A 25709-nucleotide genomic window follows, 5' to 3' on the forward strand; every position below is an offset into this window, starting at 1 on the left:
CGAAAGTCCCGCCTGGCCCACGACGCCCGGCAAGCGCCCTCGCTGCATTGTCGGGCTCGTCCAAGTACGTCCGGTACGAGGACGACCCTCCGCCTTGCGAGCGCACGCACCGGACGCCGTGGACCACGCCCTCCGGGCGAACGGCGCTCCTTTCGCAACACGCCCTAGACGTCCAACTGGTCGGCCACCGCGCGCAGCACGCCCGCGATCTTGTGGCCGTGGGTCTTCTCCGGGTACCGGCCCCGCTGCAGCGAGCGCGCCACCTCCTCCAGGAGCGTGGTGAGGTCCTGGACGATCGGCAGCAGTTCGTCCGGCTTGCGGCGCTGCGCGGCCGCGACGGACGGTGCGGGTTCGAGGAGCGTGACGGAGAGCGCCTGTTCGCCGCGCTGGCCGTTCACCACTCCGAACTCCACACGCTGACCGGGCTTGAGCGCGGCCACCCCGTCGGGCAGCACCGACGAGTGCACGAAGACGTCGCCGCCGTCATCGCGGGAGAGGAAGCCGAAGCCCTTCTCGCTGTTGAACCACTTGACCTTGCCGGTAGGCACGTCCGACCTCGTCCTCATCGCTCGTAAAGCCCCCGAAAGGGCCCTGGATAGCAGTGCGGCAGGCCCGTCCTGACCGGACCTGCTCGTGCTACCAGCCTATTGGCCCGATGGCCCGTGACAAGACGCCGTGGTCCCCCATCTCTCTGGACCCGATCTACCCTGGTCGGGTGACCAACACACCTCACTCCCGGGGGACGACCCCCGCAACGTCCGAAACCCGCGGGGCGGGCGACGTCCTGGTGCGCGTCGGCGCGATCGTCTTCTTCGTGGGCGCCGTGAGCACGCTGGCCACCATGGTTCCGCTGCTCCTCGGCACCGACCCGCTGCCGACGCCCGCGTACTTCGTGTCGATGCTGATGGGCGCCGGTCTGGCGCTCGCGCTCGGCGGGCTGCTGCGCTCCGCCCTCGCGCAGAAGCGCCGGGTCCAGGAGGCCAGGGAGGGTCAGGCGGCCGCCGGCGCGTAGCCGGCGAACCAGGCGGGGAATTCGGTCAGGCTGTCCAGCACCACGTCCGCGCCCGCCGCCCGAAGCTCCGCGGCGTCGCACGGCCCGGTGGCGACGCCGACGGAGAGCGCGCCCGCGACACGGGCGCCGCGCACATCGCCCGTGTGGTCGCCCACATAGATCGAGGCGCCGTATTCGAGCAGCGCCTCCGCCTTGGCCTCGGCCCACAGCCAGCCGCGCACCTCGGCCTCGATGCCCAGGTGGTCCAGGTGCAGCCTGGCGTTGGGCTCGTACTTGGCCGTGACGACGACCGCCCGGCCGCCCGCCGCGCGCACCGCGTCGACGGAGGCACGGGCTCCGGGCAGCGCGGGCGTCGGTGCGATGGCGTAGTCCGGGTAGAGCGCGCGGAAGCGGTCGGCGGTCTCCGCGATGGCGTCGGCCGGGAACCAGTGGGCGAGCTCCTGGTCGAGCGGCGGCCCGAGCCGGGTGACGACCAGCTCCGAGTCGATGAAGACTCCGGTCTCCGCGGACAGCCGGTCGAAGGCAGCCTTGATGCCGGGCCGGGAGTCGATGAGGGTCATGTCGAGGTCGAAGCCGACCGTGATCGTGGGGGTCCCGGGAACATGCGAAGCGGTAGTCATACCGCCATTCTCACCCCGCACCACCTGCACACCGAGCGAACCCCCAGCAGATCGATGTACCACACACCGATCCGCGCCCCGGGCACACACGGCGCGCGGCGCGAGCAGCCCGCGCGGGCCGTCGTACCCGCGCCCCCGCCGGAGGCGTCGGTCTCCCGCCGGCGGGAGCCGTCGCGGTACCTTCAACGGAGCGGTGGAGCCAGCGGTTTGGGCGGTGAGGCGGATGGGTGTCGAGAGCGACCAGCTCGTGTTCGACTACTTGAGCCGGGTCGGTGACCTGGCACAGACGACGCTGCCCGCTGCCCAACGGATGCGGCTCGTGGCGCAGTTGCGCCGCGACATCGACCGGGAGCGGGTCAGCACCTCGGGACCCGGGGCCGGGGACAGTCCGGCGGCCGTGCGGCGGATCCTGGGGCGGCTGGGTTCGCCGGACGAAGTGGTGGAGGCCGCGGCCGGCCGGCCGCAGACACCGTCGGAGCAGCCCGCGTCCTTCCGGAAGGTCCCCCAGCAGCGGGACGACGCACCGGGCGAGCACGACTGGTGGAGCGTCGGAGCCCCGGCCGGGCGCCCGGGGGACGAGCTGACGGGGCTGCCCGGCATGACGGGCGGGGCGCACTTCGACTTCGACCTCGACGAGGAGGACGAAGAGGAGGAGGAAGCCGAGGCGCTCGAAGAGGAAGTGCTGGAAGAGGGCGTCGAGGAGGCCGCGCCACGCCGTCGGCTGCTGCGCCGGCGCCGCATCCGGGAAGTACGGGAACCGCTGGGGCGCGCCAACCCGATGCTGCTGCTGGCCGGCGCCCTGCTCGTGGCCGGTGCGGTGCTGGGCTCGTGGATTCCGCTGGGTCTGGGCTGGCTCGTCGCCTACTTCTCCCGCCGCCTGTCGCGCAACCAGGCGAAGTTCGCGGTCTTCGGCATCCCCGGCATGGCGGCGGCCGGCCTCCTCGTCTGGCTGTGGGGCCGGACCGCGGGCAAATGGGGCGAGCCCGTGCCCCAGGGCACGATGGGCCAGGCACTGCAGGACGGGCTTCCGGTGGTGGTCAGGGTGGCGGCGGTCGGTTCAGCGCTCTACGTCCTCTGGCGAAGCCGCCACATCTGACCTGCGGCCGGCTCCCTTCCAACGACCCGGCCTGCAGATTTCGCCTGCCGGCCGCGGGGTGAGCGTCCGCCCCACGGCGAGGGACAGGCACGCGGGGCGGGGGTGCGGGTACGTCAGCGCCAGCGGCACCGTCACGCCTGCGGCGGGCTTTCCCCCGCCCTCCCCCAACCTTCGGCCGGGGGTGCCCCCACCACCGCCGTCACGAATGCACGCCACAGACACCACCCGCGCTCCCGCAGGGACGTCGGCCCCTGCCGCGCCGTTGCGCCTGCGGCGGACTTCGGGCGCCGGGCCGGACGGACCTGTTGTGACGTGAGGGGGACGGGGCCACAGGGGGAGGGGTCCGAAACGCTGCCGTGTATGTGTGAGCCGCTGGGGGCACCCCCGGCCGAAGGTTGGGGGACCGTAAACATACGATTTCGGACCCCTCCCCCGGAGGACCCGGCCCCCGGCACCACAACCACCCACCCGGGGGGACCGGTAATGTGGGACGGATGACCACCGAGCAGCCCGGCCAGCCCGGCAGCCGACCGTGACCGGCAGCGCACCCCGCACGCTGGCAGAAGATCTGCGGGCCCGCGGCGACGAAGCGCTGGCCACGCTCCTCCGCGCCCGCCCGGACCTGCTCAGTCCGGTTCCGAACGACCTCACGCAGCTCGCGACACGCGCGGCCACCCGCGCCTCCGTCGTCCGCGCCCTGGAGCGTCTCGACCGCTTCACGCTGCAGACCGCAGAAGCCCTCGCCGTCATGCCCGACGGCGGCGCCTACTCCGTGCTCCGCGCCCTGATGACGGGCGACGCCGCCGACAAGGCGACCGACGCGGCCCTCCCGCACGCCGTGGAGAGCCTGCGCGCGCAGGGGCTGGTGTGGGGCGGCGAGGACCGGCTGCGGCTGGTGCGCACCGCCCGCGACCTGCTCGCGCCGTCGGCGTCCGTACCGTCGCCCACCGGCCTGGGCCCGTCCGTCGCGGAAGCGACGTCCGGCATGTCGCCGGCCCGGCTGCAGGAGATCCTCGCCGACGCGGGGCTGCCCGCGACCCACGACCCGATGAGCGCGGTGGCGGCCCTGGCCGATCTGTTCAGCGATCGCAAGCGGATGAAGAAGCTGCTGGCGACGGCGCCGGACGGCGCCACCGGCGCGCTCGGCAAGCTGGCGTGGGGCCCGCCGTACGGCGAGGTCGGCGACGCCATCGCGCCGGTGCGGGCCGCGACCGCGACCACGCCCGTGCAGTGGCTGCTGGCCCGGGGCCTGCTGCTGCCCGCCGGGCAGCACAACGTCGTGCTCCCCCGCGAAGCGGCCCTGCACCTGCGGGCGGGCCGCGCGCACCGCACCGTCGAGCCGGCGCCGCCGGCCGTCACGCCCGTCGAACATTCTCCACAGGCTGTGGACGGCACCGCCGCCGGCCAGGCGTTCAACGCCGTCCGCACCGTCGAGGAACTGCTCAAGGCGTGGGAGACCGGCGGCCCGCCCGTGATGCGGGCCGGCGGTGTCAGCGTCCGCGACCTGAAGCGGGTGGCGACGACGCTGGACGTGTCCGAGACGATGGCCGCGTTCTGGCTGGAACTGACGTACGCGGCGGGCCTGCTGGCCTCGGACGGCGAGCTGGACGAGGCGTACGCGCCGACGCCCGCCTCGGACGACTGGCTCCGGCTGCCCGCGCAGGACCGCTGGACGGTGCTCGCCGTGGCCTGGCTGTCCGCCACCCGCGTCGCGGGCCTGGTCGGCAGCCGGGACTCCAAGGGCCGCGCGCTGTCCGCGCTCGGCCCCGAGCTGGACCGCTCCCTCGCGCCGGAGGTCAGGCGGCGCGTTCTGGAACTGCTCGCCGCGCTCCCCGAGGGAGCCTCCGCCGCCCCCGCGGAACTGCTCGACCGGCTGCGCTGGGACCGGCCGCTGCGCGGCGGCGCGGGGACGGACGCGCTCCGCGCGGAACTGCTGCGCTGGACCGTCACCGAGGCCGAGCTCCTCGGCCTGACCGGCCGTGGCGCCCTGGCCGGACACGCCCGCGCCCTGGTCGAGCCGACCCGGACGGTGCCGCGCCGCCGCACCTCCGCGAACGCGAACACGAACGTCAACGTGGACGTGAACGCGGCCACGAACGCGGCCATCACCCCCGCCGAAGCCGCGGCGGCGGCCGCTGCCGCCGCGAGCCGCCTCGCGCCGCTCCTCCCCGAGCCCCTCAACCACGTGCTGCTGCAGGCGGACCTCACCGCGGTGGCGCCCGGCCCGCTGGAGGCACCGCTCGCGGAGATGATCGGCGTGCTGGCCGACATCGAGTCCAAGGGCGGGGCGACGGTGTACCGGTTCACGCCGGAGTCCGTGCGCCGGGCGCTCGACGCGGGGCGTACGGCCGCCGACCTGCACGCGTTCCTCGCCGAGCACTCACGGACGTCCGTACCGCAGCCGCTCAGCTATCTGATCGACGACGTGGCCCGCCGGCACGGCCGACTGCGTGTCGGCGCGGCCTCCGCGTACCTGCGGTGCGACGACGACGCGCTGCTCAGCGAGCTGCTCGCGGACCGCAGGGCCTCCGGCCTCGGCCTGCGCCGCCTCGCGCCGACCGTGCTCGCCGCCCAGAGCGCGCCGGAGACGCTGCTGGAGCGGCTGCGCGCGATGGGCTTCGCGCCGGCCGCGGAATCCGCCGACGGCGATGTCGTCATCACCCGCGCCGACGCCGTCCGCACCCCGCGGCGGGCCGCGCCCACCCCCGTCACCGACGGACCGCCGGTCCCGGACGGCACACTGCTCGGCGCCGCGGTGAAGGCGATCAGGGCCGGCGACCGGGCCTCCACGGCCGTGCACCGCGAGAGCGTCCCCGCGCCCGCGGCCCGCGGCGGGCTGCCCCGTACCGCCGCGGCGGAGACCCTCGCCACGATGCAGGCCGCCGTACTGACCGGCGACTCGCTCTGGATCGGTTACGTGAACGCGGACGGCGCCGCCAGCCAGCGCGTCATCGGCCCGGTGCGTGTCGAGGGCGGCTTCGTCACCGCCTACGACCACACCGCCGACGAGGTCCGCACGTTCGCCCTGCACCGCATCACCGGCGTATCGGAACTGGCCGACGACCCGGCCTGACACCGAAAATGCCGCGTCAGGCGGCCTCGCGCTTGCGCGGGCGGCGGGCACGACCCTCGCCGTCGGACGGGTCCCGCCGCTGCCACCAGTGGTGGCGTCGCGGATGCAGGGCCCGGCCCAGCCGCCGGCCGAGCAGCAGATAACCGACCAGCGCACCCGTGGTGTTGAGGATGACGTCGTCGACGTCGAAGGCCCGGCCCTCGACGATCGCGCCCTGCGCGGCCTCGACCAGCACCATCACCAGCGCGGTCACCAGCACCACCCGCAGCAGACCCCGGGTCTTCGGGAACAGCACCGGCAGCAGGATCCCGAACGGCACGCCGAGTACCAGGTTGCCGCCGATCTGCTTCACCGTGTCGCGGAACGCCGGCTGGTCGATGTACTGGCGGATGGAGTCGCCCGGCCGCAGATTCGTGTGGATGAGCTTGACCGACGCCGGCGACGGCTGCAGCGTCAGCTTCGCCAGCACCACGGCGAAACCGACCATGAAGACGAAGGCCAGCACCATCACCAGCGCGCGCGTCAGCCCGGCGGCGAACGACCGGGGCTCGCCCGGGTGGTCGCGGGGGTCGCGGGCGGGCCGGGACACCGGCTTCGTCCGCGGCTTCGGCACCCGCTTCGCGGCCGGCTTCCGTGTGTTCTTCCCCACGGGCTTCCACGACGTGGGCTTCCACCGGGCCCCCGCCGCCTTCGACCGCGGCTTGGACGTGCGTTTCGCCTTCAGACGATCGCGGGCCGGCTGGAACAGATCCGTGCGGGTCATGCGTTCCCCCCATTCAGGTCGAGGGGGCGTCTACCCCCTGCCCGCCGTCGTACGCAGCGGGCGCCACTGCCGATGACCGGGATGCGCGACACTGGAGGCTTGCCTCCATCACGAACCGAAGGGTGTGGCACTTGAACAACGGGCCTCTCATCGTCCAGAGCGACAAGACGCTGCTCCTCGAGGTCGACCACGAGCGCGCGGACGCGTGCCGTCGCGCCATCGCCCCGTTCGCGGAGCTGGAGCGTGCCCCCGAGCACATCCACACCTACCGGCTGACCCCGCTCGGCCTGTGGAACGCGCGCGCCGCCGGGCACGACGCGGAGCAGGTCGTGGACGCGCTCGTCGCGTTCTCCCGTTACCCCGTCCCGCACGCGCTGCTCGTCGACGTCGCCGAGACGATGGACCGTTACGGCCGCCTCACCCTCAGCAAGCACCCCGTCCACGGGCTGGTCCTGACCAGCACCGACCGGCCGGTGCTGGAGGAGATCCTCCGCTCGAAGAAGGTCCAGCCGCTGGTCGGCGCCCGGCTCGACCCGGACACCGTCGTCGTGCACCCGTCGGAGCGCGGCCAGATCAAGCAGACGCTGCTGAAGCTGGGCTGGCCCGCCGAGGACCTCGCGGGCTACGTCGACGGCGAGGCGCACCCGATCGAGCTCAAGGAGGACGGCTGGGCGCTGCGCCCGTACCAGCAGCAGGCCGTCGAGGGCTTCTGGCACGGCGGCTCCGGTGTCGTGGTGCTGCCCTGTGGGGCGGGCAAGACGCTGGTCGGAGCCGGTGCCATGGCGACGGCCAAGGCGACGACGTTGATCCTCGTCACCAACACCGTCTCAGCGAGGCAGTGGAAGCACGAGCTGATCAAGCGGACCTCGCTCACCGAGGAGGAGATCGGCGAGTACAGCGGCACCCGCAAGGAGATCCGCCCGGTCACCATCGCCACGTACCAGGTGCTGACGACCAAACGGAAGGGCGTCTACGCGCACCTGGAGCTCTTCGACTCGCGCGACTGGGGCCTGATCGTCTACGACGAGGTGCACCTGCTGCCCGCGCCCGTCTTCAAGTTCACCGCCGACCTGCAGGCGCGGCGCCGGCTGGGCCTGACGGCCACCCTCGTCCGCGAGGACGGCCGCGAGTCCGACGTCTTCTCCCTCATCGGCCCGAAGCGCTTCGACGCGCCCTGGAAGGAGATCGAGGCGCAGGGCTACATCGCGCCGGCCGACTGCGTCGAGGTCCGCGTCAACCTGACCGACACGGAGCGGCTCGCCTACGCGACGGCCGAGCCGGAGGAGAAGTACCGCTACTGCGCGACGACCGCGTCGAAGCGGCGGGTCACGGAGGCGCTGGTCGCGAAGCACGCGGGCGAGCAGACGCTGGTGATCGGGCAGTACATCGACCAGCTGGACGAGCTGGGGGAGCACCTGGACGCTCCGGTGATCAAGGGCGAGACGTCGAACGCCCAGCGCGAGAAGCTTTTCGAGGCCTTTCGGCAGGGGGAGATCAGTGTGCTCGTGGTCTCCAAGGTCGCGAACTTCTCGATCGACCTGCCGGAGGCGACGGTCGCGATCCAGGTCTCCGGCACGTTCGGCTCCCGCCAGGAGGAGGCACAGCGGCTCGGCCGCGTGCTCCGCCCGAAGGCGGACGGTCACGAGGCGCGCTTCTACTCGGTGGTGGCGCGGGACACGATCGACCAGGACTTCGCGGCACACCGGCAGCGGTTCCTGGCGGAGCAGGGATATGCCTACCGGATCATGGACGCGGACGAGCTGCTGACGTAGCGGGCCGCCGGTTCGCGGTTCCGGGGGCCGGGTCCTCCGGGGCGGCGGTTCGAAATCGACTGTTCAGGGCCTGGCGGCCCACCAATAGCTCGGCAGCATTTCGAACCACCACGCCTGCGGCCCCGGCCCCCTCACGTCACAGCCCGGGGGTGGCCGCGCTGGGTCGCCCATTGGCCCGCCGCAGGCATAACGCCGTGCCGGCCAGGAAGGCCAGGCCCAGGAGCGGGTACGGGGATGCCAGGGGTTGTTGCCACCAGGGGAGGTGGAGGTCGAGGTCGCCTTGGTGGGGAGTGAGCCACATACTGCGGCAGGCGAAGGCGGCGGCGGTCGCGAGGACCGCGGCGCGGCGCCAGGGGAGGCCGCGGGTGTGGGCTGCCAGCAGGGCGAGGAGCGGGACGCACCAGACCCAGTGGTGCGACCAGCTGATCGGGGAGACCAGGAGTGCGGTGACGGCCGCGCAGAGCACGCCCCACGCTTCGAGGCCGCGGCGGGCGGCGCACGTGGCGACGGCGAGGCCCGCGGCGGCGGTGAGCGCGGCGGCGGCCACCCAGACGAGGCCGGGGTGCTCGGTGTGCAGGAGCCGGGCGAGCAGGCCCTGGAGGGACTGGTTGTCGATGATCCAGGCCTTGCCGACGCGGTCGGTCTCGTAGAGGCGCGTGGTCCAGAAGTCGACGGAGGCGCCGGGCAGCACGGCGATGCCGAGCAGGACGGTGCCGGCGAAGGCGCAGGCCGCGGTGGTGGCCTCGCGGGTGCGCCCGGTCAGGGCGAGGTAGACGGCGAAGATCGCCGGGGTGAGCTTGATGCCTGCGGCGATCCCGACCGCGAAGCCCTTGCCGCGGGCGCCGTCGGGCCGGGACAGGTCCCACAGGACGAGGACGGCGAGCGCCAGATTGATCTGGCCGTAGACGAACGTCTGGAAGACGGGTTCCAGGCACAGGGCGCCGGCGGGCAGCGCGATCAGCGCGGCCGGGTGGCGGGCGCCGCCGGGGCGGCTCGTGCAGCGCAGCGAAAGGTGGGTCAGGGCGGCGAGCAGCCCGAGGTTGCCGAGGACGAAGCCGCCGCGCAGAGCGCCGAGTGGCAGCCAGGTGGTGGGCACGAAGAGCAGCGCCGCGAAGGGCGGGTAGGTGGCCGGGAGGTTCCACCGGGTGACGCGGAAGCCGTAGAGGTCCTGGCCGGAGGCGACGGCGGCGCCTTCGGCGCGGTAGACGAGCATGTCCGCCATCGGGACCGGATACGTCGAGAAGAAGAGCGCGTATCCGGCGAGGGCCAGCGCGAGGGCCAGCAGGGCTGCCAGGACGAGCAGCAGGCGGCGGGACAGGGCGCGTACGGAGGGTGGCGCCGGGTGCACCTCGCTGAGAGCGGTCACCGCCGCGACGTTAGTGGACCGCCGGGTGGGGGCCGTGCTCCGTCCTGGGTCAGCGGTGCTTGCCCTCGCTGCCCAGGAGGACGACCTCGACGGCGGTCTGCGCGAAGACGCGGACGGCTCGCAGGGTGCTTCCCAGCAGGTGGCGGGGGTGCTCGTGGTGGGTGCCGAGGGCGGTGCTGCCGGCGGCGGAGGGGCCTGGGGTGAAGGTTTCTGTGGTCATGTCCCTACGGTAGGAAATCCGCCGTTTGCAGTACATCGGGCGGAAGTCTGAAGTCTCCCGTGTCACGTACGCCTCTGGGTTGACGTCCGTCCCCTAGGGCGCCCCCGGGGTGAACCCTGAGGGCCCCCGGGGTGCCGCTCCGGTTGCGGGAAAAGCATTCGCGGTGCGGCGGGCGGGAGCGTAAGATCCACCGTCTTGCCGCCTCCCGATGGGAGCGCCGCCGGCCGGACGGAAACCGGTCGGCTTCTCTCTTCTTCCCTGCGTACGCACAAGCCGGAGGCAATGCCGTGCCCCTGCACGACCCCGACCACGCCCAGGACGCGAACCCGCTCCGGGCCGAACAGACCCACCTCGCCGAATCCCGTTCCGCGCTGACCGCGATGCGCGCCGACGTGGAAGCGCTGGACATCTCCGATGTCACCGGCAACTGGGTCAACGCCAAGATCCTCGCCGCCGAGATCGACAACCGGATCAAGGCCCTCGCCGACCTCTCGCACACCCCGCTGTTCTTCGGCCGGCTGGACTACCTGCACGCCCCCGGCGTCGAAATGGGGAGGGGCAGCGCGAAGCGCTCCGATGGAAGGGTGGTGGCGGGAGACGGGCGGGCTGAGGGCGCCGAGGGCGAGCAGTTCTACATCGGCCGCCGCCATGTGCACGACGCCCACGGCGACCCGATGGTCATCGACTGGCGGGCGCCGGTCTCGCAGCCCTTCTACCGGGCCTCGCGCGTCGAGCCGATGGACGTCCGGCTGCGCCGGCGGTTCGGCTACACCGGCGGCGAACTGACCGCGTACGAGGACGAGCACCTCACCGACCCCGCCGAGGCCAGCACCTCCAGCAAGCTGCTGCAGACCGAGATCGAACGACCGCGCGTCGGCCCGATGCGGGACATCGTCGCCACCATCCAGCCGGAGCAGGACGAGATCGTCCGCGCCGGCATCGGCGGCACCGTCTGTGTGCAGGGCGCCCCCGGCACCGGGAAGACCGCCGTGGGCCTGCACCGTGTCGCGTATCTGCTGTACGCGCACCGCGAGCGGCTCGCCCGCACCGGCACCCTCGTCATCGGGCCCAACAAGTCCTTCCTGCAGTACATCGAGCAGGTGCTGCCGGCCCTGGGCGAGCTGCAGGTCAAGCAGGCGACGGTCGACGACCTGGTCGCGCACGTCACGGTGCGCGGCACGGACCCGGCGGAGCGCGCCCGGATCAAGGGCGACGCCCGGATGGCGGAGGTGCTGCGGCGCGCGGTGCGCAGCGGCATCCGGATGCCGAAGGAGCCGATCGTCGTGGTGCGCGGTTCGCGGCGCTGGCGGGTCCCCGCGTACGAACTCGAAGAGCTGGTGCGGGAGCTGATGGAGCGTGACATCCGGTACGGCGCCGCCCACGAGGCACTGCCGCAGCGGATCGCGCACAACATCCTCGTCCGCATGGAGGAGTCCGGGGAGGCGCCGGACGACCGCGTCCAGGACGCGGTGGCCCGCAATCCTGCTGTCAAGGCCGCGGTGAAGGAGGTCTGGCCGAAGGCCGACCCGGCGAAGACGGTGCTGCGGCTGCTGTCCGACGCCGAGTTCCTCGCGGAGTGCGCCGACGGGATCCTGACGCCGGAGGAGCAGGCGACGCTGCTGTGGGAGAAGCCGCCCCGCAGCCTCGCCTCGGCGAAGTGGTCCCCGGCCGACACGGTGCTGATCGACGAGACGCTCGACCTCGTACAGCGCACCCACTCGCTCGGCCACGTGGTGCTCGATGAAGCCCAGGACCTGTCCCCCATGCAGTACCGGGCGGTCGGACGGCGCTGCTCCACCGGTTCCGCGACGGTGCTCGGCGACATCGCGCAGGGCACCACGCCGTGGGCGACCGCCAGCTGGGAGGAAGCCCTCACGCACCTGGGCAAGCCGGGCGCCCCGGTCGAGGAGCTGACCCGCGGCTTCCGTGTGCCGCGCGGCGTGATCGCCTACGCGTCCCTGCTGCTGCCCACGATCGCCCCCGGGCTGGCCCCGGCCACCTCGGTCCGTGAGTCGCCCGGCGACCTCGTGATCCGCCGGACGGGCGCGGAGGAGCTGGACGCGGCCGTTCTCGCGGCCTGCCACGACGCCCTCGCGTACGAGGGCTCCATCGGCCTCATCGCCGCCGACGAGCGCATCGCGGCGCTCGCCGCCGCCCTGGAGTCGGCCGGCCTGCCGTACCTCGCCCCCGGCGAGGAGACCTCGGCGCAGGCCCGGCTCACCCTGGTCCCGGCGACGCTCGCGAAGGGCCTGGAGTACGACTACGTGGTGCTCGACGAGCCCGCCGCCATCGTCTCGGGCGAGCCGGACGAGCGCACCGGGCTGCGCCGCCTCTACGTCGCCCTCACCCGGGCCGTCTCCGGCCTCGCGGTGCTCCACGCGAAGCCGCTGCCGGAGGAGCTGGCCGCTGGGGGCACCTCCCAGCGGTAGCTGGGGGACGAACTAGGCATCCGGCCGGCCTCCACCCTGACCAGCAGATATGAAGAAGTTGTCAGGTCGCGGTCGCGATCGTGTTCGGGCCGCTCGATGCGCTTACGCTCGCCCTCATGTGCGCACACGTGCTGGTGGCCGAGGACGACGAGAAACAGGCCGAGCTGGTCCGCCGCTATCTGCTGCGGGAGGGCCACACGGTCACCGTCGTCCACGACGGGCGCGCCGCCATCGAGGAGGCGCGCCGCCGGGAGCCGGACCTGCTCGTGCTCGACATCCAGATGCCGAGGGTCGACGGGCTGGACGTGGCCCGCGTCCTGCGGGCCGAGTCCGACCTGCCGATCCTGATGCTCACCGCCCGCTCCACCGAGGACGATCTGCTGCTCGGCCTCGACCTGGGCGCCGACGACTACATGACCAAGCCGTACAGCCCCCGCGAGCTGATGGCCCGGATCCGCACCCTGCTGCGGCGCAGCGGCGCCCGCAAGCCGGATGCCACCTCCGACGCCGTACTGCGCGTCGGCGGGCTCACCGTGGACCCGGCGCGGCACGAGGTGACCGTCGACGGCAGACCCGCCGACTGCACCCCCGGCGAGTTCCACATCCTCGCGGCCCTGGCCGCGCTGCCGGGCCGGGTCTTCAGCCGGGCCCAACTCCTGGACCACGTCCACGGGTTCGACCGGTACATCACCACCAGGACGGTGGACGTGCACGTCATGAACCTCCGCAAGAAGATAGAACCGGACCCCCGCCGGCCGCGCTATCTGGTGACGGTCTTCGGCGTCGGCTACAAGCTGACGGACGGCGGGCACGATGGCCCGTGAACCCCGGCCGGCCCGCGGCAAGGTCCCGTTCCGCAGGAGCCTGCTCGGCCGGCTGCTGTTCTCCTTCGTCCTGGTCGCGACCTGTTCGGTCGCCGCCACCACCTGGCTGGCCGTCCAGACGACCTCCGGTTCCATCCAGCAGGAGCAGAGCCGCTATCTGGCCAACGACGCCCTGATCTACGGCAAGCTCGCCGAGTACGCGGCCACCCACGCCAACTGGGACGGCATCGCGCCCACCGTCCGCCAGCTGGCCGCCACCACCCAGCGCCGTATCGCCGTCACCACCCAGGACCGGCGGCCGGTCGCCGACTCCGCACCGGCCGGCTCCCCGCTCCCGCAGACCCAGTCGGCGGCCCTCGACCCGCTGCACGTCGACGCCACCATGGTCCCCGGCGCCACCGCGGGCGACATCGACCCGCGCGCCGTCGGCCCGTTCCGGCTGCTCCCCGCGGAACGCAAGCAGCTGCACGACCTCGCCCGGCGCAGCGTCTCCTGCCTCGCCGACTACATGATCGCCGGCGAGATCGCCGACGGCCCCAGCGGCCGCCCGCACATCAAGGTCGTCGGCGGCGACCCCTCCGACGTGCTGGACGAGTCCTGCAACGGCAGCAGGCTCGCCGCCCCCACCGCCACCGAGAGCTCCGCCCTCGCCGACCTCAACTCCCGTCTCAAGAAGTGCCTCACCACCGAGAACCTGCCACTCCTCGAACTCAACCCCGACCTCACCTGGGGCCGGACGGGCGCCGCAGCTGCCCAGGGGCCCACCCCCGTCCCGACGCCCAGCGCCGTCCGGACGCCCCGGGCCGTTCCGGCCCCCGCCGTCCGCGACCCCAAGGGCGGCGGCATCACCGAACGCAAGACCGCCGACTGCGTCGACACCGCGCGCCGCGACCAGCTCCGCGAATTCGTCGCCCCCGCCGCGTACCTCTTCGTCACGGACCCGAGCGGCGCCACCACCCCCGGCTTCGCCCTCTCCCGCTCCAACACCCTGCGCGTCGCCGGCGTCGCGGCCCTCGTCCTCGCCCTCGCCGCCGCCGTCACCCTCCTGCTCGCCGCCCGCCTCATCCGCCCGCTGCGCGCCCTCACCGACGCCGCCCAGCGCATGCGGGACGGCGACGACTCGGCGCGCGTCACCGTCGCCACCGGCGACGAGATCGGCCGGCTCTCCGCCGCCTTCAACGACATGTCCCAGGAACGCCAGCGCCTCGCCGAACAGCGCAAGGCCATGGTCAGCGACGTCGCCCATGAACTGCGCACCCCGGTCAGCAACATCCGCGGCTGGCTCGAAGCGGTGGAGGACGGCATCGCGGAACCCGACGACGCCCTCAACTCCTCGCTCCTCGAAGAGGCGCTCCAGCTCCAGCACATCATCGACGACCTCCAGGACCTGGCCGCCGCCGACGCCGGGACGCTCCGCGTCCACCCCGAAGCGGTGCGCCTCGGCGACATCCTGGAACAGGTCGCCGCGGCCCACCGCGCCCGCGCCGCCTCGGCCGGCGTCGCCCTCACCGTCACCCCCGGCGACCTCGGCCTCCAGGCCGACCCGGTACGCCTCCGCCAGGCGGTCGGCAACCTCGTCTCGAACGCCATCCGCCACACCCCGCCGGGCGGCAGCGTCTCCCTGCGGGGCTACACCGACGACGACCGCATCGTGATCGACATCACCGACACCGGCACCGGCATCGCCCCCGACGACCTCCCCCACGTCTTCGACCGCTTCTGGCGCGCCGAGAAATCCCGCAACCGCCAAACGGGAGGCAGCGGCCTGGGCCTGGCCATCGTCCGCCAACTGGCCGAATCCCACGGCGGCACCGCGACAGTCGCCTCCGCCGGCCGAGGCCACGGCTCAACGTTCAGCCTCCGGCTGGGCGGCGGGGCCTGAAGCCCGGCCCCCACCGCACCGTTGCGCCTGCGGCGAGCCGCGCCGCCTCCGGCGCGGGTGCGGTTACATCGCCCCCACCGCACCGTTCCGCCTGCGGCGAGCTGTCCCCGCCCTCCCCCAACCTTCGGCCGGGGGTGCCCCCCACTGCCGTCACAAATGCACGTCACCGACACGCGGCTACCCGCGGACCGTTGCGCCTGCAGCCGGGGCATCCCTACCTGAGCGGGTGGCACAGGGTCGAGCGGGGGCTCGGGCTGGAACGCGAGGTGCCCGGGGCCGGAGGGGTGGGGGTTCGAAATGCTGCCGGGCTATTTGTGGGCCGCCAGGCCCTAAATAGTCGATTTCGAACCGCCGCCCCGCAGGACCCGGGCACCGGAACCAAAAAACCAACCCCGCCTAACCCACCGGCACCGGCGCATCCAGCAACGCCCGCCACTCCCTCATCGCACCCACGTCCACAGGGGAAGCCCAGCCCGCAGGGCGAACCGCCCCGCCGACGTGGAACGCGTCGATCCCCGCCGCCCGCAACGCCGGCAGATGCTCCCGGTTCAACCCGCCCCCCACCAGAATCCGCGGCTCGTACCCCGGCTCCGGCTCCGGCTCCGCCGCCGTCCGGGCCGCCTCGGCGACCAGCACCGCGAGGCCGTCGTCGACGCCCTTGGGTGACCCGGCCGTCAGATACGTGTCCAGCCCCGGCAGCCCCGCCAGCTGCAATCGCACCGCGTCGCGGTCCGCCGCGCGGTCGATGGCGCGGTGGAACGTCCACCGGCACCCGTCGATGACGTCGGCGATCGCGTAGACCGCCTCGAGGTCGGCCCCGCCGCGCCCGTCGAGGAAGCCGAGGACGAACTCGTCCGCACCCTCGCGGCGCAGCCCCTCGGCCGCCGCGCAGAGCGCGTCGATGTCGCCGGCGCCGAAGCCGTCGGAGAGCCGCAGCATGACGCGCAGCGGGATGTGCACGGCGGCACGGATGGCGGCGAAGGTCTCGCGGGACGGGGTGAGGCCGTCCGCGGCCATGTCGGTGACCAGCTCGAGGCGGTCGGCGCCGCCGGTCTGGGCCGCTACGGCGTCATCGACGCCGAGGGCGATCACCTCGAAAATTGGTCTAGACATATGACCAAGAGTGCCACAATCGTCACCCCCGCGCGAGCCCTCAGGCGCACAATAGCCACCATGGCTGTCACCCCCGCGACGAAGCACCCGCAGCATGCCGCATTGCTCACCCAATGGTGTGACCTGCTGCGCCGCACCCGGGTCGCCCCGATTTCGGACACTCCCGGCTCCGCCCCCACCGCTGCCCCCACCCCCGCACCCGATGCCGCCTACGGCGAGGACCTGCTCGGCCGGTGGAGCGAGGAGCAGCGGTGGTATCACACCACGGATCACCTGGTCGCCGTACTCGACCACATCGCCGAGCTGGCCGCTTACGCCGACGACCCGGACGCCGTACTGCTCGCGGCCTGGTTCCACGACGCCGTGTACCGCCCGGACCGCTCCGAGAACGAGGAGCGCAGCGCCCGGCTGGCCGAGCGGGCGCTGGCCGAGGCCGGGGTCGACGCCGCGCGCATCGCCGAGGTGGTCCGGCTGGTGCTGCTCACGACCAGCCACGACCCGGCACCCGACGACCGGAACGGCGAGGTCCTGTGTGACGCGGATCTCGCGGTCCTGGCCGGTGAGCCTGCCGCGTACGCCGCCTACGCCGCCGCCGTCCGCCAGGAGTACGGCTTCGTGCCCGACGACGCCTTCCGGTCCGGCCGCGCCGCCGTCCTGCGCCAACTGCTGGATCTGCCCCGGCTCTTCCGCACCCCGGTCGGCCACGAGCGCTGGGAGCACATCGCCCGCCGCAACCTCGGCACCGAGCTGGAACTGCTCCTCGCAACCGGTCCCGCGACCGACCCTGCCACCTGACCGGGCCACCTGACCGGGCCGAGCCTGTCCGGGAATACGCGGGAATACGCAGGTCACCCGAGGCGCTGGTAACTGTTATGCCCTCCGCCGACGCCAGCCGCTCCCGCATGCCCGTAGCCGTCTACGTCCTCGGGCTCAGTGTCTTCGCGCTCGGCACCTCGGAATTCATGCTCTCCGGCCTGCTGCCGCCGATCGCCGACGATCTCGGCGTCAGCATCCCGCAGGCCGGACTGCTGATCTCGGCGTTCGCGATCGGCATGGTCGTCGGGGCTCCGCTGCTCGCCGTGGCCACGCTGCGGCTGCCGCGCCGCACCACCCTGATCGCGCTGATCACGCTCTTCGGCCTGGGGCAGGTCGCGGGCGCCGTGGCGCCGAACTACGCGCTGCTGTTCGCCTCCCGGGTGATCAGCGCGCTCGCCTGCGCGGGCTTCTGGGCGGTCGGCGCGGCCGTCGCGATCTCCATGGTCCCGATGAACGCGCGGGCCCGGGCGATGGCCGTGATGATCGGCGGACTGAGCATCGCGAACGTGCTGGGCGTCCCCGCCGGTGCCTTCCTCGGCGACCAGTTCGGCTGGCGTTCCGCGTTCTGGGCGGTGGCCCTGATGTCGGCGGTGGCGCTCGTCGGCGTGATCGCGCTGATCCCCCGCATACCGATCCCGGACGTCCGCCCCCGGCTCCGCGAGGAGCTGCGCATCTACCGCGACGGCAACGTCTGGCTGGCCGTCGCCATCACGGCGCTCTCCGCGGGCGGTGTGTTCTGCGCCTTCAGCTATCTCGCACCGCTGCTCACGGACGTCGCCGGGCTGCCCGAGGGCTCGGTGCCCGCGATCCTGGGCCTCTTCGGGGTCGGCGCGCTGATCGGCACCGCGATCGGCGGCCGTTTCGCGGACGCCCACCTGTTCGGTGTGATGATCGGCGGCATCTCCGCGTCCACGGTCTTCCTGGGCGCGATGGCGCTCACCGCGCAGAACCAGATCGCCGTGATCGTGCTGTCGTTCCTGCTGGGCCTCTCGGCGTTCTTCACCGCGCCCGCGCTCAACGCCCGCATCTTCAACGTGGCGGGCGCCGCCCCCACCCTCGCCGGCGCCACCACCACGTCCGCCTTCAACCTGGGCAACACCGGTGGGCCCTGGCTCGGCGGCCTCGTCATCAGCGGCGGCTTCGGCTTCGCGGCCACCGCCTGGGCGGGCGCCGCCATGGCCGCGGTCGCCATCGGCCTCGTACTCGTCTCGCTGCGCCGGCACGGCGCGAGCCGCGTCATCGCGAGCCACCCGGTGCCCGCGGTCCCGGCGCCCGCCGAGGTCACCGGCTCGACGCCCGCCGACGTCACCGGCTCGACGCACTCAGGCTGACCGCAACCCACTCAGGAACCCACTCAGGCCGTCCTCGACCCACTCAGGCTGACCTCGACGCACTCATCAGGCCGACGCGGCCGACGCGTCACCCGCCGGCGGGGCCTTGCGGCGGCGCAGCCCCGCGCCGATGAGCCGCCGCACGATCTCCTTGCTGCCGACCTCCACCGCGCCCAGCTCGACGGCCGAGGCGTAGCGAGCGGCCGGAACGTCGTAGTGGTCCCGTTCGAACGCCTTCGGCGGGCAGCCGAGCCGCGCGGCGAACGCGTGCAGCTCCTCGTAGGAGACGTCGCTGACCAGGTGCGACCACATGCGGCCGTGCCCCGGCCAGGTCGGCGGGTCGATGTAGAGCGTCATGAAACCGCCGTCCCCTGGGGCAGAGTCCACGTCCGGGACCGGGCCCCGGTTCGGGAGGGTGTCATCGTCAGCTCAGCCCGCCGACCGGGGCGACGACCGCCCCGGCGGTCTCGCAGACCCAGTGCGGGTCGGGCCCGAGCTCCGGTTCGACGGCGAGCCCGTGCGGCTCCTCGCACAGCGGGCACAGCGGCCAGCGTCCGAAGCGCGCCAGCAGCGCGTCCTGGACGTCCTGGGCGACCAGCCCGGCGACGAACTCGATGCCCGCGGGCCACTGCTCGACCCACCAGCGGCGCTGCGCGACGGCGTTCTCGACCAGGGAGACGACGTCCGGTCCGGCTACGTCCCGGGCGGCGAGGTCGGCGAGGATGAGCGCCCGCGCGCCGTGCAGGGCCTCTTCCAGATCACGATCCATCCGTCCATTCTGCCTCCTGTCCCCTTGACGGCCCCACCGCCTGAAAATATCTTTCAAGATGTGACGTACAGCGTGAAGGAAACTTTCCCCCAGCGCGCACGGCCGTCGCGTGACGCGTCCGCCGCCCCCGCCACGTCCAGAGTGCCCGACAGGAGCCCCGACCCCGGGACGCTGGCGGCCACGGTCCGTACGGTCGGGCCGTCGATGACCCGCTCGATGCAGCGGGTCGCCGAGGCCGTGGCCAACGACCCCGCCGGCTGCGCGCACCTCACCGTGACCGCGCTCGCGCAGCGCACCGGCACCAGCGAGGCCACCGTCGTCCGCACCGCGCGGCTGCTCGGCTATCCCGGCTACCGGGATCTGCGGCTGGCGCTGGCCGCGCTCGCCGCGCAGCAGGCGGCGGGCGTACCGCCCGCCGTGACCGCGGACATCGCCGTGGACGATCCGCTGACCGAGGTGGTGGCGAAGCTGGCGCGCGAGGAGCAGCAGACGCTCGCCGACACCGCCGCTCAGCTCGACGTGGCGCAGCTGGAGGCGGCCGTCGGGGCCCTCGCCGCGGCGCGCCGTATCGAGGTGTTCGGCATCGGCGCGTCCAGCCTGGTGGGCCAGGACCTGGTCCAGAAGCTGCTGCGGATCGGGCTGATCGCGCACGCGCACGGTGACACGCACCTGGCCATCACCAACGCGGTCCAGCTGCGGCAGGGCGATGTGGCGATCGCGATCACGCACTCGGGGAACACCCATGACGTCATCGAGCCGCTGCGGGTGGCCTTCGACCGGGGTGCGACGACGGTGGCGATCACCGGCCGCCCGGACGGCGCGGTCACCCAGTACGCCGATCATGTGCTGACCACGTCCACCTCGCGGGAGAGCGAGCTGCGGCCGGCCGCGATGTCGAGCAGGACCAGTCAGCTCCTCGTGGTGGACTTCCTGTTCATAGGCGTCATGCAACGCACCTACGAGACCGCCGCACCCGCACTGTCCGCCTCGTACGAGGCGCTGGCCCACCGGCACAGTCCGCGCGCCTCCCGCTCCTGACCGGAGCCCCCGTCCAGCACCAGCCCCCGATCCCCCGACCGCTATCCGCACACAGGACGCAGCATCATGCTGTGGCGCGATGACGTGGCGCCATGGCTCACCGCTTCACGTAAGGACGTACGAGCCGCATGTCCCCCTCCACCGACTCCGACTACACCGAGCTGCGCCGGGAGCTGGAGACCCTCACCACCGAGGCGTTCCGGCCCGAGCTCTCCGAGATCGACCGGCTCTCCACCCTGGAGATCGCCCGGACGATGAACGCCGAGGACGCCACCGTCCCGGCCGCGGTCGCCGCACAACTGCCGGCCATCGCCGCGGCCATCGACGACATCGCCGAGCGGATGGCGCGCGGCGGGCGGCTGCTCTACGCCGGGGCGGGCACCGCCGGCCGGCTCGGGGTGCTCGACGCGAGCGAGTGCCCGCCGACGTTCAACACCGAGCCGGGGCAGGTCGTCGGCCTGATCGCGGGCGGGCCGGCCGCGATGGTCACCGCGGTGGAGGGCGCCGAGGACAGCAGGGCGCTGGCCGCCGCCGATCTGGACGCGCTGGCGCTGGGCCCGGACGACACCGTCGTGGGCGTCTCGGCGTCCGGCCGCACCCCGTACGCGATCGGCGCCGTCGAGCACGCCCGCTCGCTGGGGGCGCTCACCGTCGGGCTGTCCTGCAACGCGCACTCGGCGCTCGCGGCGGCCGCCGAGCACGGTATCGAGGTCGTGGTCGGCCCCGAGCTGCTCACCGGCTCGACCCGGCTGAAGTCCGGCACGGCGCAGAAGCTCGTGCTGAACATGCTCTCGACGATCACGATGATCCGGCTCGGCAAGACGTACGGGAACCTGATGGTCGACGTCCGGGCGTCGAACGAGAAGCTGCGGGCGCGGTCGCGCCGGATCGTCGCCCTGGCGACGGGGGCACCGGACGCCGCGATCGAGGCGGCGCTGGCCGCGGCGGACGGCGAGGTCAAGCACGCCATCCTGGCGATCCTGGCCGATGTGGACGCGGCCACGGCGGCCCGGCTGCTGGCGAAGAGCAACGGCCATCTGCGCGCCGCCCTGGAGTCGGCCGGCGCCTGACACCGACTGGTTCCGGCGCCTGACGCCCACCGGATCCGACGTGTAGGGCCTGTCCGGGCACACAACGCCCGAGGGCGGCATCCCCAGCTGGGGATGCCGCCCTCGGTCTTACTACGGGTACCGCTGACCGGAGTTCTGACCAGAAGGTCAGAAGTCCATGTCGCCACCGGGCATGCCGCCACCGGCGCCGGCGCCGGCTCCGGCCTTCTCGGGCTTGTCGGCGATGACGGCTTCCGTGGTGAGGAAGAGCGCGGCGATGGAGGCCGCGTTCTGCAGCGCGGAGCGCGTGACCTTGGCGGGGTCGATGATGCCTTCGGCGATCATGTCGACGTACTCGCCGGTCGCGGCGTTCAGGCCGTGACCGATGGGCAGGTTGCGGACCTTCTCCACAACGACGCCACCTTCGAGGCCACCGTTGACGGCGATCTGCTTCAGCGGGGCCTCGAGGGCCAGCTTCACGATCGCGGCGCCGGTCGCCTCGTCACCTTCGAGCTCGAGCTTCTCGAACGCGACGGCGGCCTGGATGAGAGCGACGCCACCACCGGCGACGATGCCCTCTTCGACGGCGGCCTTCGCGTTGCGAACGGCGTCCTCGATACGGTGCTTGCGCTCCTTGAGCTCAACCTCCGTCGCGGCGCCGGCCTTGATGACGGCCACGCCGCCCGCGAGCTTCGCCAGGCGCTCCTGGAGCTTCTCACGGTCGTAGTCCGAGTCCGAGTTCTCGATCTCGGCACGGATCTGGTTGACGCGACCGGCAACCTGGTCGGCCTCGCCGGATCCGTCCACGATCGTGGTCTCGTCCTTGGTGATGACGACCTTGCGGGCACGGCCGAGCAGGTCGAGACCGGCGTTCTCCAGCTTGAGGCCGACCTCCTCGGAGATGACGGTGCCACCGGTGAGGATGGCGATGTCGCCGAGCATGGCCTTGCGGCGGTCACCGAAGCCCGGAGCCTTGACGGCGACGGACTTGAAGGTGCCACGGATCTTGTTGACGACGAGGGTGGAGAGCGCCTCGCCCTCGACGTCCTCGGCGATGATCAGCAGCGGCTTGCCGGACTGCATGACCTTCTCGAGGAGCGGGAGCAGGTCCTTCACGGACCCGATCTTCGAGTTGACGATCAGGATGTACGGGTCGTCGAGGGACGACTCCATACGCTCCAGATCGGTCGCGAAGTAGGCGGAGATGAAGCCCTTGTCGAAGCGCATGCCCTCGGTGAGCTCAAGCTCGAGCCCGAAGGTCTGCGACTCCTCGACAGTGATGACGCCTTCCTTGCCGACCTTGTCCATCGCCTCGGCGATGAGCTCGCCGATCTGGGTGTCGGCGGCGGAGATGGAGGCCGTAGAAGCGATCTGCTCCTTGGTCTCCACGTCCTTGGCCTGCTCGAGCAGCTGGGCGGAGACGGCCTCGACGGCCTTCTCGATGCCGCGCTTGAGGGCCATCGGGTTGGCGCCCGCGGCTACGTTGCGGAGGCCTTCCTTGACGAGGGCCTGGGCGAGAACGGTCGCGGTCGTCGTGCCGTCACCGGCGACGTCGTCGGTCTTCTTCGCGACTTCCTTGACCAGCTCGGCGCCGATCTTCTCGTACGGGTCCTCGAGCTCGATCTCCTTGGCGATGGAAACACCATCGTTGGTGATCGTGGGGGCGCCCCACTTCTTCTCGAGGACGACGTTGCGGCCCTTCGGGCCGAGGGTGACCTTGACGGCGTCGGCGAGCTGGTTCATCCCGCGCTCGAGGCCGCGCCGAGCTTCCTCGTTGAACGCGATGATCTTGGCCATAGAAGTGGTCCTCCCGGACAGGGGTGGATTTCAGTGGACCGCGTGGCGCCCGCGACGGACGGCCTGCCGATCACCGGGCTCTTCCCGGCGCTCGATCGGGCCTCGCCGACCCGGTCCTTCTGTCACTCTCACTGTCAGAGTGCTAACGCCAATGATTAGCACTCGCCCTAGTCGAGTGCAAGCGACTGTGGACAACTCGGGGTCCCGGAGGGGCGCCGCGCGGCTCCCCGAGCTTCGGCCAGGGGTGCCTCCACGACCGCCGGGACCGGGACGCACGAAGGGCCCGCGCCCCTGTCGGGACACGGACCCTTCGGCGTGAGTGCGTAGCGCCGTCGGCGACGCTCCGGAGCTTCAGCCGGCCAGGCGGACCATGTCCGCCTGCGGCCCCTTCTGACCTTGCGAGATCTCGAACTCGACCCGCTGGCCTTCCTCGAGGGTGCGGTAGCCGTCCATCTGGATCGCGCTGTAGTGGACGAAAACATCCGCACCACCGTCGACCGCGATGAAGCCGTAGCCCTTCTCCGCGTTGAACCACTTGACGGTGCCCTGAGCCATCCCTAACTCCCCTATTGCTGGCCCTATCGCGAATCCGCACTTCGCGGACCCGGGTCAGACCTCACCCCCGCCAAGGTCGGGGGCGTGCGCCGGAACGCGTCGACCGCGGCCGAATGTATCCGTACGGATGCCCTCTGCAACAGGTCAATCCGACGAGAATTCCAGGCACGACTGATCGGAAATACGGGGAGGAACAATAAGGATCCGGGGCAACTCGGACCGGACATACCTCGCCTACACGACAATCATCTCGCGAATTTGGCGATAAATCGTCGAACCGCGTGCGGGGCCGGGCGGGAGTCCACCGCAACTGTACCTCGATTCAACTACCGCCCCACACCCAGATGCCCCGCCCACCACAGGGCGGACGGGGCATGAGGCGGGCATGAGTTCACGCGGGACTGGGTAGGGACGGAGGTCAGCCTCCGGCTACCGCCGGAATGATCGAGACATTCGCGCCGTCCGGAACCGAGGTCTGCAGACCTTCGGAAAAGCGCACGTCGTCGTCATTCACATAGACGTTCACAAAGCGCCGCAGCTTGCCCGTGTCGTCGAGAACGCGCGCCGAAATACCCGTGTGGTTCTTCTCCAGCGACTCAAGGATCTCGGAGAGCGTCGAACCCTCGGCCGGGACTTCCGACTGGCCGCCGGTATAGGTGCGGAGAATGGTCGGAATACGAACAGAAGCACTCATGCGAGGCCAGCCTCTCGGAACGCGGCAAGGGTCGGGCGGATGACGGCGGTCGGGCCGGTGGTCGGAGCGACCGCGTCGAGGGTCTTCAGTCCGTCACCGGTGTTGAGGACGACGGTCTCCAGGGCCGGGTCGAGCTGACCGGTCTCGATGAGCTTCTTCAGCACACCGACCGTCACCCCGCCCGCGGTCTCGGCGAAGATCCCCTCGGTCCGGGCCAGCAGCTTGATCGCGGCCACACACTGCTCGTCGGTGACGTCCTCGACCGCTCCGCCGGTGCGGCGGGCGATGTCGAGCACGTACGGGCCGTCGGCCGGGTTGCCGATCGCCAGCGACTTGGCGATGGTGTCCGGCTTCACCGGGCGCACCACGTCGTGGCCGGCCTTGAAGGCCGCGGAGACCGGGGAGCAGCCCTCGGCCTGCGCACCGTAGATCTTGTAGGGCTTCTCCTCGACCAGCCCGAGCTTGATCAGCTCCTGCAGCCCCTTGTCGATCTTCGTGAGCTGCGATCCGGACGCGATCGGGATGACGATCTGGTCCGGCAGCCGCCAGCCGAGCTGCTCGCAGATCTCGTACGCCAGGGTCTTGGAGCCCTCGCCGTAGTACGGACGCAGGTTGACGTTGACGAAGCCCCAGTCCTCGCCGATCGGGTCGCCGATCAGTTCGGAGCAGAACCGGTTCACATCGTCGTAGTTGCCTTCGATGCCGACCAGCTCGCCGCCGTACACCGCGGCCATGACGACCTTGCCGGCCTCCAGGTCGTGCGGGATGAACACACAGGAGCGGAACCCGGCGCGGGCGGCGGCGGCGCCGACGGCGCCCGCCAGGTTGCCCGTGGAGGAGCAGGAGAGCGTCTTGAGGCCGAAGGTGCGGGCGGCCTCCAGGGCGATGGCGACGACGCGGTCCTTGAAGGAGTGCGTCGGGTTGCCGGAGTCGTCCTTGACGTACAGGCCGCCGGTGACACCCAGCTCACGGGCCAGGTTGTCGGCCTTGACGAGCTTGGTCCAGCCCGGGTTCAGATTGGGCTTGTCGACCACGTCCGCCGGAACGGGCAGCAGCGGCGCGTAGCGCCAGATGTTCGCCGGGCCGGACTCGATCTGCTTGCGCAGGGCTTCCGGGTCACCGGTGGGGAGGTCGTAGGCCACTTCGAGCGGCCCGAAACACTCCTGGCACGCGAAGACCGGTCCGAGCGGAACGCGTTCTCCGCACTCGCGGCAGGAGAGCGCGACGGCGGGTCCGAACGCGGGTCCGGTGTCCGGGGTGGCTTCAGTGGTGTTGTCGATGGTCTGCACAGCCATGACGGCGAGGCCCTTTCTCCTCATCTTCCCCGCGGCGACGATCGCCACGAGACGGAATTGGCACCTTCCCCACCTGGCCTCGCGTCGTCGACGACGAGATGTGGCGGGAGGGTTGCCGGGACTTCTGCGGGCCGTTCCCTCAGTCCCTCTGGATGAGCGCTGTGGCACCGGGCTCTCACCCGGGCATTTGTTTTC

General features: G+C 72.1%; 23 protein-coding genes and 1 riboswitch. Of the genes, 11 read left to right on the forward strand and 12 right to left on the reverse strand.

The window, feature by feature from the left end; translation table 11 throughout:
- Positions 1 to 164: 164 nt before the first annotated feature.
- Positions 165 to 548, reverse strand: a complete 384-nt coding sequence (locus C8250_RS44480; protein ID WP_138358916.1) for a cold-shock protein — start codon at positions 546 to 548, stop codon at positions 165 to 167.
- Positions 549 to 715: 167 nt separating this feature from the next.
- Between C8250_RS44480 and C8250_RS20415 the strand changes: the two genes are divergently transcribed.
- On the forward strand, positions 716 to 1012 hold the full coding sequence (locus C8250_RS20415; protein ID WP_138358914.1) for a hypothetical protein: 297 nt from the start codon (positions 716 to 718) through the stop codon (positions 1010 to 1012).
- Here C8250_RS20415 and C8250_RS20420 read toward each other — a convergent pair.
- A complete protein-coding gene (locus C8250_RS20420; protein WP_138358912.1) occupies positions 991 to 1632 on the reverse strand; it encodes a haloacid dehalogenase-like hydrolase in 642 nt (213 codons plus the stop codon). The two genes, C8250_RS20415 and C8250_RS20420, sit on opposite strands and share 22 nt — an antisense overlap.
- Before the next feature lie 223 nt (positions 1633 to 1855).
- Between C8250_RS20420 and C8250_RS20425 the strand changes: the two genes are divergently transcribed.
- A complete protein-coding gene (locus C8250_RS20425; protein ID WP_187144919.1) occupies positions 1856 to 2728 on the forward strand; it encodes a hypothetical protein in 873 nt (290 codons plus the stop codon).
- 532 nt (positions 2729 to 3260) lie between these two features.
- Complete coding sequence (locus C8250_RS20430) at positions 3261 to 5801, forward strand: helicase-associated domain-containing protein (RefSeq protein ID WP_138358906.1); 2541 nt, start codon at positions 3261 to 3263, stop codon at positions 5799 to 5801.
- 16 nt (positions 5802 to 5817) lie between these two features.
- Here the strand turns inward: C8250_RS20430 and C8250_RS20435 are convergent, their stop codons facing one another.
- The gene (locus C8250_RS20435) at positions 5818 to 6564 is read right to left on the reverse strand and encodes a VanZ family protein (RefSeq protein ID WP_187144920.1); all 747 of its coding nucleotides are present in this window, start codon (positions 6562 to 6564) and stop codon (positions 5818 to 5820) included.
- Positions 6565 to 6695: 131 nt separating this feature from the next.
- Here C8250_RS20435 and C8250_RS20440 point away from each other — a divergent pair, with 131 nt between their 5' ends.
- Positions 6696 to 8336 (forward strand): DNA repair helicase XPB, encoded by a 1641-nt coding sequence (locus C8250_RS20440; RefSeq protein WP_138358904.1) that lies wholly within the window; start codon positions 6696 to 6698, stop codon positions 8334 to 8336.
- 136 nt (positions 8337 to 8472) lie between these two features.
- Here the strand turns inward: C8250_RS20440 and C8250_RS20445 are convergent, their stop codons facing one another.
- Positions 8473 to 9558, reverse strand: a complete 1086-nt coding sequence (locus C8250_RS20445) for a glycosyltransferase 87 family protein (RefSeq protein ID WP_138358930.1) — start codon at positions 9556 to 9558, stop codon at positions 8473 to 8475.
- Between the two features lie 193 nt (positions 9559 to 9751).
- On the reverse strand, positions 9752 to 9922 hold the full coding sequence (locus C8250_RS20450) for a hypothetical protein (RefSeq protein WP_187144921.1): 171 nt from the start codon (positions 9920 to 9922) through the stop codon (positions 9752 to 9754).
- Between the two features lie 287 nt (positions 9923 to 10209).
- On the opposite strand from C8250_RS20450, the gene C8250_RS20455 reads away from it, so the two are divergent.
- The 3 genes from C8250_RS20455 (at position 10210) to C8250_RS20465 (ending at position 15057) form a co-directional block, all read left to right on the forward strand.
- Entirely contained in the window at positions 10210 to 12351 is a 2142-nt protein-coding gene (locus C8250_RS20455; protein ID WP_244809226.1) for an AAA family ATPase, read from the forward strand.
- Positions 12352 to 12467: 116 nt separating this feature from the next.
- Positions 12468 to 13175: a response regulator transcription factor gene (locus tag C8250_RS20460; protein WP_138358902.1), complete on the forward strand. Its 708-nt coding sequence runs from the start codon at positions 12468 to 12470 to the stop codon at positions 13173 to 13175.
- A complete protein-coding gene (locus C8250_RS20465; RefSeq protein WP_164295833.1) occupies positions 13165 to 15057 on the forward strand; it encodes a HAMP domain-containing sensor histidine kinase in 1893 nt (630 codons plus the stop codon). Before C8250_RS20460 ends, C8250_RS20465 begins: the two co-directional genes overlap by 11 nt.
- Before the next feature lie 396 nt (positions 15058 to 15453).
- On the opposite strand, the gene C8250_RS20470 is transcribed toward C8250_RS20465, so the two are convergent.
- Positions 15454 to 16170, reverse strand: coding sequence for a copper homeostasis protein CutC (locus C8250_RS20470; protein ID WP_138355911.1), 717 nt, complete (start codon positions 16168 to 16170; stop codon positions 15454 to 15456).
- Between the two features lie 60 nt (positions 16171 to 16230).
- Here C8250_RS20470 and C8250_RS20475 point away from each other — a divergent pair, with 60 nt between their 5' ends.
- Both C8250_RS20475 and C8250_RS20480 read left to right on the forward strand, forming a co-directional pair.
- Positions 16231 to 16965: a hypothetical protein gene (locus C8250_RS20475; RefSeq protein ID WP_138355910.1), complete on the forward strand. Its 735-nt coding sequence runs from the start codon at positions 16231 to 16233 to the stop codon at positions 16963 to 16965.
- 107 nt (positions 16966 to 17072) lie between these two features.
- A complete protein-coding gene (locus C8250_RS20480) occupies positions 17073 to 18317 on the forward strand; it encodes a Cmx/CmrA family chloramphenicol efflux MFS transporter (RefSeq protein ID WP_138355909.1) in 1245 nt (414 codons plus the stop codon).
- Between the two features lie 66 nt (positions 18318 to 18383).
- Here the strand turns inward: C8250_RS20480 and C8250_RS20485 are convergent, their stop codons facing one another.
- Positions 18384 to 18674, reverse strand: a complete 291-nt coding sequence (locus tag C8250_RS20485) for a DUF4031 domain-containing protein (protein WP_138355908.1) — start codon at positions 18672 to 18674, stop codon at positions 18384 to 18386.
- Between the two features lie 67 nt (positions 18675 to 18741).
- Positions 18742 to 19086 (reverse strand): hypothetical protein, encoded by a 345-nt coding sequence (locus tag C8250_RS20490; RefSeq protein WP_138355907.1) that lies wholly within the window; start codon positions 19084 to 19086, stop codon positions 18742 to 18744.
- 141 nt (positions 19087 to 19227) lie between these two features.
- Here C8250_RS20490 and C8250_RS20495 point away from each other — a divergent pair, with 141 nt between their 5' ends.
- Positions 19228 to 20124: a MurR/RpiR family transcriptional regulator gene (locus C8250_RS20495; protein WP_138355924.1), complete on the forward strand. Its 897-nt coding sequence runs from the start codon at positions 19228 to 19230 to the stop codon at positions 20122 to 20124.
- Between the two features lie 128 nt (positions 20125 to 20252).
- On the forward strand, positions 20253 to 21194 hold the full coding sequence (gene murQ, locus C8250_RS20500; protein ID WP_138355906.1) for an N-acetylmuramic acid 6-phosphate etherase: 942 nt from the start codon (positions 20253 to 20255) through the stop codon (positions 21192 to 21194).
- Between the two features lie 147 nt (positions 21195 to 21341).
- Here murQ and groL read toward each other — a convergent pair whose 3' ends face one another.
- The 4 genes from groL to thrC all read right to left on the reverse strand — a co-directional run bounded on the left by groL (position 21342) and on the right by thrC (position 25538).
- Positions 21342 to 22970, reverse strand: a complete 1629-nt coding sequence (groL, locus tag C8250_RS20505) for a chaperonin GroEL (protein ID WP_138355905.1) — start codon at positions 22968 to 22970, stop codon at positions 21342 to 21344.
- Between the two features lie 351 nt (positions 22971 to 23321).
- Positions 23322 to 23525, reverse strand: coding sequence for a cold-shock protein (locus C8250_RS20510; protein ID WP_009339379.1), 204 nt, complete (start codon positions 23523 to 23525; stop codon positions 23322 to 23324).
- Positions 23526 to 23943: 418 nt separating this feature from the next.
- Entirely contained in the window at positions 23944 to 24219 is a 276-nt protein-coding gene (locus tag C8250_RS20515; protein WP_138355904.1) for a ubiquitin-like small modifier protein 1, read from the reverse strand.
- The gene (gene thrC, locus C8250_RS20520; RefSeq protein WP_138355903.1) at positions 24216 to 25538 is read right to left on the reverse strand and encodes a threonine synthase; all 1323 of its coding nucleotides are present in this window, start codon (positions 25536 to 25538) and stop codon (positions 24216 to 24218) included. Before thrC ends, C8250_RS20515 begins: the two co-directional genes overlap by 4 nt.
- Positions 25532 to 25673, reverse strand: a riboswitch (SAM riboswitch). It overlaps the preceding gene by 7 nt.
- Positions 25674 to 25709: the final 36 nt, after the last annotated feature.

It is taken from the genome of Streptomyces sp. So13.3 (genome assembly GCF_005860785.2).
In the GTDB taxonomy this organism is placed as follows: Bacteria; Actinomycetota; Actinomycetes; order Streptomycetales; family Streptomycetaceae; genus Actinacidiphila; species Actinacidiphila fildesensis.